Source organism: Methylobacterium sp. A52T (genome assembly GCF_053346095.1).
The window spans coordinates 1-6,880 of sequence record NZ_JBKFBI010000211.1 but is presented as its reverse complement, the minus strand read 5'-3'; the positions used below and the strand labels follow the sequence as shown (position 1 = coordinate 6,880).

The window sequence follows — 6,880 nt, the reverse complement described above, 5'->3', positions numbered from 1 at the left end:
GCACCCCCCGCGCGCACCGCCCTCCTGGCCGGCATCGCCGGTCAGACCAGCCTGATGGCGCTCCGGGCCGCGATCGAGGCGGCCCGCGACGGCGGAGAGGGCCGGGGCTTCGCGGCCGCGGCCGCGGAGGTCAGGGACTTGGCCGGGCAGATGGTGCGGGCGACCGACACGATCGTGGCCCAGGTCGGCCAGATCCAGGCCGCGGCGGAGCGGGCGCAGGATACCGCGAGCCGGGGGCAGCGCCGGGCCGCGTCCGCGCACTGAGGCCGCGCACCCCGCGCCGGCGGTCCGTCGCGCGGATAGGCGCGGCCCCGGGCGGCTCCCGGCGCGGCCCGGCTACTCGGCGACCGGCAGGCGCTCGCCCCGGCTGCGGGGCTCCTTGCCCCGCGCCGTCTCGTCCAGCGCGTCGGTGAACTGCAGGTTCGCGAGCTGGGCGTAGAGCGCGCCCTGGGCCAGCAGGCTCTCGTGAGTCCCGGTCTCGACGATGCGGCCGTCGTCGAGGACCAGGATGCGGTCCGCGGCGCGGATCGTGGCGAGCCGGTGGGCGATCACCAGGGTGGTGCGGCCCTGCATCAGCGTGGCGAGGGCGGCCTGGACGGCGCGCTCGGACTCGGCGTCCAGGGCCGAGGTGGCCTCGTCGAGCAGCAGGATCGGCGCGTCCTTGAGGATCGCCCGGGCGATGGCGATGCGCTGCCGCTGGCCGCCCGAGAGGGTCACGCCGCGCTCGCCCACCTGGGTCGCGTAGCCATGCGGCAGGGCCGAGACGAAGCCGTGCGCGTTGGCGAGCTCGGCCGCGCGCCGGACCTCCGCCTCGCCGGCCTCCGGGCGGCCGTAGCGGATGTTCTCGGTGACGGTGCCGGAGAACACGACGGGATCCTGGGGCACCAGGGCGATGCGGGCGCGCAGGCGCTCGGGATCGACCTGGGCGATGTCGGCGCCGTCGACCAGGATCCGGCCGCCCTGCGGGTCGTAGAAGCGCAGCAGCAGCTGGAACACCGTCGATTTGCCCGCCCCGGAGGGTCCCACGATGGCGATGCGCTCGCCCGGCGCGGCCGCGAAGCTGAGCCCGCCGAGGGCGGCGTGTTCCGGGCGGGTGGGGTAGGCGAAGCGCACGTCCTCGAAGGCCACCGCGCCCCGCGCCGGCTCGGGCAGCGGCAGGGCCGGGGACGGCGCGCGGATCGCGGGCTCGGCGGCCAGGATCTCGGTGAGCCGCTCGGCCGCGCCGGCCGACATGGCGAGGTCGCCGTAGACCTCGGAGAGCTGCCCGAGGGCGCCGGCGCCGAACACGGCGTAGAGCACGAACTGCGAGAGCTCGCCGCCCGTCATGGTGTGGTTCAGGACGCCCTGGGCGCCGTACCACATCACCCCGACCACCGAGGCCGAGATCAGGAAGATCGCGACGCCGGTGAGCAGCGCGCGGGCCCGGACCGACGCCCGGGCGGCGCCGTAGGCCTCCTCGGAGGCCGCGGCGAACCGGGCCGCCGTCGAGTCGGATCGGCCGAAGGCCTGCATCGTCCGCACCGCCCCGACCGCCTCGGCGGCGTAGGCCGAGGCCTCGGCGAGCCGGTCCTGGGCCGCCCGGGAGCGCCGGCGCACGCCGCGGCCCGACACGATCAGCGGGAAGACGATGATCGGGATCGCGGCCAGCACCATCACCGACAGGCGCGGGCTCGTCACCACCATCATGGCGGTGGCGCCCACGAACAGGAACAGGTTGCGCAGCAGGATCGAGACCGAGACGCCGAAGGCCGACTTGATCTGCGTCGCGTCCGCGGTGAGCCGCGAGACGATCTCGCCGGACTGCGCCCGGTCGAAGAACGCCGGATCGAGCTGGGTCAGCCGCGCGAAGACGGCGCTGCGGAGGTCGGCGACGACCCGCTCGCCCAGCGTCACCACCGTGTAGACGCGGGCGGCGCTCGACAGAGCGAAGGCCGCGACGACGCCGAGCAGGGCGAGGAAATAGGCGTCGATCACGTTCGAGCCGTCGGCGGTGAAGCCGTGGTCGATCACCCGGCGCATGGCGATCGGGACGACCAGCGTCGAGGCCGAGGCGCAGATGAGGGCGACGAGCCCCGCGGCGATCCGCACGCGGTAGCGCAGCGCGAAGGGGAGGAGCGGCCGGAGGGCGCTCAGCGGGGCTCTGGGTCGGCCGGCCGCGGCCGCCTTGGTCTTACGGGCCATCACGCCTCACGTGTTGTCGTTCTCCCGGTCCGCGGCGCTTGTGACCGGGGAGCGGCTGCGGTATAGGCCGCCGCTCATCCGATTGCGTGTGTTCAATGGCCGCGGGCCGCCACCACGGTCGGCTTGGACGTGCCGTTGCCACGAACCCATGGTTCGGTGCAACCGGTGACATCTTCCGCATTCCGGGCCGGGCGGCGCCTCCTGCGCTTCCCGCCGGCGTGCCAGACAGGGACCAAGGTCATGGCGAAGGACGCGGCCGCGAAGGCCAAGGGGACCGAGCACCCCGATTACCACTTCATCAAGGTCGTGATGACGGACGGTACCGAGTACCAGACCCGTTCGACCTACGGGAAGGAGGGCGACACCCTCAATCTCGACATCGATCCGCTGACCCATCCGGCCTGGACCGGCGGTGAGCAGAAGATGCTCGACCGCGGCGGCCGCGTGTCGCGCTTCAACTCGCGGTTCGGCAACCTCGGCAAGCGCTGAGCGCCGCAGCCGTCACGGCGACGCTGTTCGAGACGGGCGGTCCCTGCCGGGGCCGCCCGTTTTCGTGCGCGGCGTCGCGCGGCCGCGGGCGTTATCCACAGGACGGGTTTGCGAAGATCGCCCGGACCTTGGCGCGAACGGCGCGTCCGGACGCGGGGACGGGAACGCTTCTTCTCGGACGGGCCGCACCCGCGGCCTCCGCGGCCGGGTCCGGCCGCTGCCGGCGCATTCAAAGCGCGGCCGGGCCGTCGTATCCTTCCCCGGTCACCCGCGGTTCGCCGGAACTCGGCCGCGCGGGCGCCCCTGCCTGTCCGGAGGCCGAGGCTCTCCGGACGCACTGCTAGGATCGAGATACGATGAGACGTCTGCTGCTGCTGTTCCTCGCCCTGGTCGGTCTGGCCGCCGCGCCGGCCATGGCCGCGGACAAGATCAAGGTCGGCATCATGGGCGGGGATGCCGAAGTCCTCTGGGCGAAGGCCAAGGATATCGCGGCCCGCGACGGGCTCGACATCAACCTGGTGGTGTTCTCCGACTACCTGCTGCCGAACGAGGCGCTCCAGTCCGGCGACCTCGACGCCAACGCCTTCCAGCACAAGCCGTTTCTCGCCAACCAGGTCAAGGCGCGCGGCTACAGGATCGTCCCCGTCGGCGAGACGATCGTGACGCCGATCGGCCTGTACTCGAAGCGGGTCAAGGCCGTCGGGGACCTGAAGGACGGGGCGCAGATCGGCATCCCGAACGACCCGTCGAACGGCGGTCGGGCGCTCCTGCTGCTGCAGGCCGAGAAGCTGATTCGCCTGAAGGACGGGGTCGGCCTGCTGCCGACGGTCTTCGACGTCGTCGACAATCCCAAGCGCCTGAAGTTCCAGGAGGTCGACGCCGCGCAGCTGCCCCGCAGCCTCGAGGATCTCGACGCCGCGGTGATCAACACCAACTACGCCGTCGATGCCGGACTGATCCCCGGCAAGGACTCCATCGCGATCGAGTCCAAGGTCGACAACCCCTACAACAACGTCATCGTCGTCCGCGAGGCGGACACGGGCAAGCCCTGGGTGCCGAAGCTGGTCCGCGCCTTCCAGAACGACGCGATCCGCCAGATCCTGAAGGAGCAGTTCCCGGGCCAGTTCCCGGCGTTCTGAGCGTCGGGGCCGGGACGCCGGCCACGCGCGGCGGCGGCGCTCCCCGGAGCGTCGCCCGGCCCCCGCTCAGCCCTCGCTCAGCCCTCGCTCATGCGGAACGCCATCCGCAGCAGGCCCTGCTGCGCGGCGACGGGGCTCTCCACCGGCTGCGGCGTCGGCCGGTCCTCGGCGATCAGCGCGTCGAGGTGCAGGATGCGGCTGTGCAGGCGCCGGGCCCGGAGGATCAGCTGCTGCAGGCGCATCGGCAGCAGGTTGAAGTCCTGCTGCTTCGGCGGCTCGGCCGTGCCGAGCTTGACCCGGTGCTTCTCCAGGAGGGCCTCGGCCGGGGTCATCTCGCCCTCGGCGACGGCGCGCTGCACCAGGAGCCACGAGGCGATCTGCATCAGCAGCGTGGTCAGGCGCATGCTCTCGGCCGCGTAGCTGAGCGTCGCGTCCCGGGACACCAAGCGCGACTCGTCGCGGCCCTCGCCGTCGAGATAGGCGGCCGTCTCCTCGACCAGGGTCATCCCGTCGCGGAACAGCGCCTTGAAGGCTTCCGAGTTGACGTAGGACCTGCCGAAATCGACCCAGTCCTGATCGTCCCGGAACGTGACATCGAAGCCGTTCATCTGCCTCTCCTGTGCCGTCCGACGGCCCGGCTCGTTCCGATCCGGGACGCTCCGTCCGTGGCTTTCGGACGACGCCGCAATCCTAGCGCCGATTGGCCCGGACAGCAGGGTTCATGTTTTTTTAACCTTAACCTGCCGCCCGGGATCTGGAGAAGTGCCGCGGATGGCGGCACCCGCGCTCAGAACGAGGCGCGGATACCGCCGAAGACGCTGCGGCCGCTCCCGGGATAGAAGGCGGCCAGCGCGGCCGGGCCCCCGGCCGTCGCGGCGGCGTTCGCCACCACGGCGATGTCCGAGACGTAGCGGGCGTTCGTGAGGTTGCGGGCATCCACGAACAGGGCGACGCCGTCGGCGAGATCGAGGCCGGCCTCGACGCCGAGCAGGGCGTAGCCGGGCACCCGCAGGGTGTTGGCGTGATCGGCGAAGGCGCCCTGCGGCACCCAGTCGAGCGACGGCGCGACGTGGAAGCCGCGCGGGTGCCGGTAGCTCAGGACGGTGCGCAGCACGTCCGCCGGGATCCCGGCGATGCGGTTGTTGCCGAAGACCGGGTCGCCGACGAACCGGAAGTCGTTGTGGGTCCAGATCTGGGTCACGCTGAGCCCGTCGCCCGCCGCCGCAAGGTCGCGGGCGATGTCCAGGGTGAGCGCCGCCTCGACGCCCTGGTGGACGGAGCGGGGGGTGTTGAAGGTGGCGGCCGGGATGTTGAGGCCGGGATTGGTCGCGAAGTTGATCAGTTCGTCGCGCAGGTCCGACCGGTAGAGCGTCACGTCGAAGGCGAGGCGGTCGACGCGCCCGCGGGCGCCGGCTTCGTAGGTCCAGGCGCGCTGCGCCCGCAGGGGCACGAAGGTCGTGCTCAGCAGGTTCTGCTGCACGAGGTCGGAGAAGTCCGGCACGTCCCGGGACCGGACGACGTCGCCGAAGATCTGGATGTCGGGCCGCGGCTGCCACAGCAGGCCGACCTTCGGGTTGACGCCCGCGTAGGTCACGTCGGCGAAGCGCGGGTTCGGGTTGCCCGGCAGCCCGCCCTTGTCGCTGAAGGTCCGGTTCGACGAGAACGCCTTCGCGCCGGTCATCAGCGCTACGTCCGGCAGGAACCAGAAGCGGTTCTCGCCGTAGGCCTCGACGCTCGAGGCGCTCTGCAGGGCGTTGAGCGTCTGCGCCCCCCGCTGCCCGCGGACGTTGACGAATTGCAGCGCGGAGTTCTGGCCCGCGAAGGCGCGCAGGCCCAGCACCACGTCGTCGCGGAAACCCCCGAGATCGAAGGTCCCGGCCCAGTGCGGGCTGATCCCGTAGGTCCAGCCGTCCTGGTCGATCGCCTGGAAGATCGGGTGGTACAGGCTCTTGTGGATCGCCCAGGTGTCGACGTCGAGCTTGCCCACGTCGAGCAGGAACGAGGTGCGGTTCGCGATCCGCTCCGTCTCGACCTTGCGGGACTGGTTGCCGGTGATCGCCGTGGGGTTGGCCAGCGTCGGGGTCGAGAGGCTCTGGCCGAGAGTCAGGGTGCCCGGCAGCTTCTGATCGGTGATGTAGGTGCCGAGATAGAAGCGGGTCTCGATGTCGGGCGCGATCCGGTAGCCGATATTGGCGTTGAAATTCTTCGTGGCCTGGGCCTCGTGGGCGCGGAACCCGTCGGAATTGGTCAGCGTCGCGTTGACCAGCCCGTCGAGCGGCCCGTCGATGCGGGACATCTGCGCCTGCTCGCGGATCGTGCCGAAGCTGCCGCCGTCGACCCGCAGGATGTTGGGCGCCAGCGCGGTGTAGGCCGTGGGCGTGACGGCGTTGACCGCGCCGCCGAGCGTCGTCGCGCCGAAGGTCAGGGCGTTGCCGCCCTTGTAGACTTCCACCGAGCGCAGGGCGAGCGGGTCGACCTGATAGAAGTCGCCGCTCCCGTCCGCGAGGTTGAGCGGGATCCCGTCCTGCAGCAGCTCAAGCCCGCGCAGATGGAAGGCGCGGGCGATGCCGGAGCCGCGGACCGACAGGCGCAGCTCCTGCCCGTAGCGCTCCTGCACGTAGACCCCGGGCACGTCCTTGAGCACGTCGCGGAGCGTGTTGGTGTAGCGGTCCTGGAGTGCCGCGGCGTCGACGAAGGCCACGGAGCCGACGGTCCCCGCGAGGGCGGCCCTCTGGCGGTCGACGCTCGGCACCGAGAGCGAGCCGCGGGTCTCGTTTGGCGGCGCGTCCGTCGCGGCGGCGCCGACGACGCTGAGTTCGGACAGGGTGACCGAGGTGGCGGCGGACGGTGTCCGCGTCTGCGCTGCGGCCGGTATCGCGCCGGCGAGCAGCAGGAGCGCGGCGTGTCGGCCGGCCCGGAAGTGGCGGGGCATGGGGCGGGATCCGTGTCTGGCGATCGGGGAGGGTGGGGCGATCGGTCAGACGACGGGCGGGGCGCGGGCTCCGAGGCCGCGACGCGGGGGCGCCCGCGGGAGGGCGACGCGCCGCGGCCGGGGGGCGGCGGCCGCGACG

6 protein-coding genes are annotated in these 6,880 nt (G+C 72.2%); 3 read left to right on the top strand and 3 right to left on the bottom strand.

All coding sequences use genetic code 11. From position 1 onward, the window contains the following. Window positions 1–264, top strand: a 264-nt coding sequence (locus ACLBYE_RS28830) for a methyl-accepting chemotaxis protein (RefSeq protein WP_447696780.1), incomplete at its 5' end; no start/stop codon positions are given. Between the two features lie 72 nt (window positions 265–336). On the opposite strand, the gene ACLBYE_RS28825 is transcribed toward ACLBYE_RS28830, so the two are convergent. After that, the gene (locus ACLBYE_RS28825; RefSeq protein WP_447696779.1) at window positions 337–2,181 is read right to left on the bottom strand and encodes an ABC transporter transmembrane domain-containing protein; all 1,845 of its coding nucleotides are present in this window, start codon (window positions 2,179–2,181) and stop codon (window positions 337–339) included. A gap of 240 nt (window positions 2,182–2,421) precedes the next feature. On the opposite strand from ACLBYE_RS28825, the gene rpmE reads away from it, so the two are divergent. Beyond that, window positions 2,422–2,670 (top strand): 50S ribosomal protein L31, encoded by a 249-nt coding sequence (gene rpmE, locus ACLBYE_RS28820; protein WP_012322259.1) that lies wholly within the window; start codon window positions 2,422–2,424, stop codon window positions 2,668–2,670. Window positions 2,671–3,026: 356 nt separating this feature from the next. Beyond that, entirely contained in the window at window positions 3,027–3,809 is a 783-nt protein-coding gene (locus ACLBYE_RS28815; RefSeq protein WP_447696778.1) for a MetQ/NlpA family ABC transporter substrate-binding protein, read from the top strand. 77 nt (window positions 3,810–3,886) lie between these two features. On the opposite strand, the gene rcdA is transcribed toward ACLBYE_RS28815, so the two are convergent. Both rcdA and ACLBYE_RS28805 read right to left on the bottom strand, forming a co-directional pair. Beyond that, window positions 3,887–4,417 carry a protease adaptor protein RcdA gene (gene rcdA, locus ACLBYE_RS28810; protein ID WP_020090682.1) on the bottom strand — a complete coding sequence of 177 codons (531 nt, stop codon included), beginning with the start codon at window positions 4,415–4,417 and terminating at the stop codon, window positions 3,887–3,889. A gap of 179 nt (window positions 4,418–4,596) precedes the next feature. After that, window positions 4,597–6,741, bottom strand: coding sequence for a TonB-dependent receptor family protein (locus tag ACLBYE_RS28805; RefSeq protein WP_447696777.1), 2,145 nt, complete (start codon window positions 6,739–6,741; stop codon window positions 4,597–4,599). Window positions 6,742–6,880 lie beyond the last annotated feature (139 nt).

What these genes read in the sequence shown, in the direction of transcription:
- ACLBYE_RS28815 (WP_447696778.1), top strand. Translation starts at nt 3,027, where the DNA reads ATGAGACGTCTGCTGCTGCTGTTCCTCGCCCTGGTCGGTCTGGCCGCC.
- ACLBYE_RS28805 (WP_447696777.1), bottom strand. Translation starts at nt 6,741, where the DNA reads ATGCCCCGCCACTTCCGGGCCGGCCGACACGCCGCGCTCCTGCTGCTC.
- ACLBYE_RS28825 (WP_447696779.1), bottom strand. Translation starts at nt 2,181, where the DNA reads ATGGCCCGTAAGACCAAGGCGGCCGCGGCCGGCCGACCCAGAGCCCCG.
- rpmE (WP_012322259.1), top strand. Translation starts at nt 2,422, where the DNA reads ATGGCGAAGGACGCGGCCGCGAAGGCCAAGGGGACCGAGCACCCCGAT.
- rcdA (WP_020090682.1), bottom strand. Translation starts at nt 4,417, where the DNA reads ATGAACGGCTTCGATGTCACGTTCCGGGACGATCAGGACTGGGTCGAT.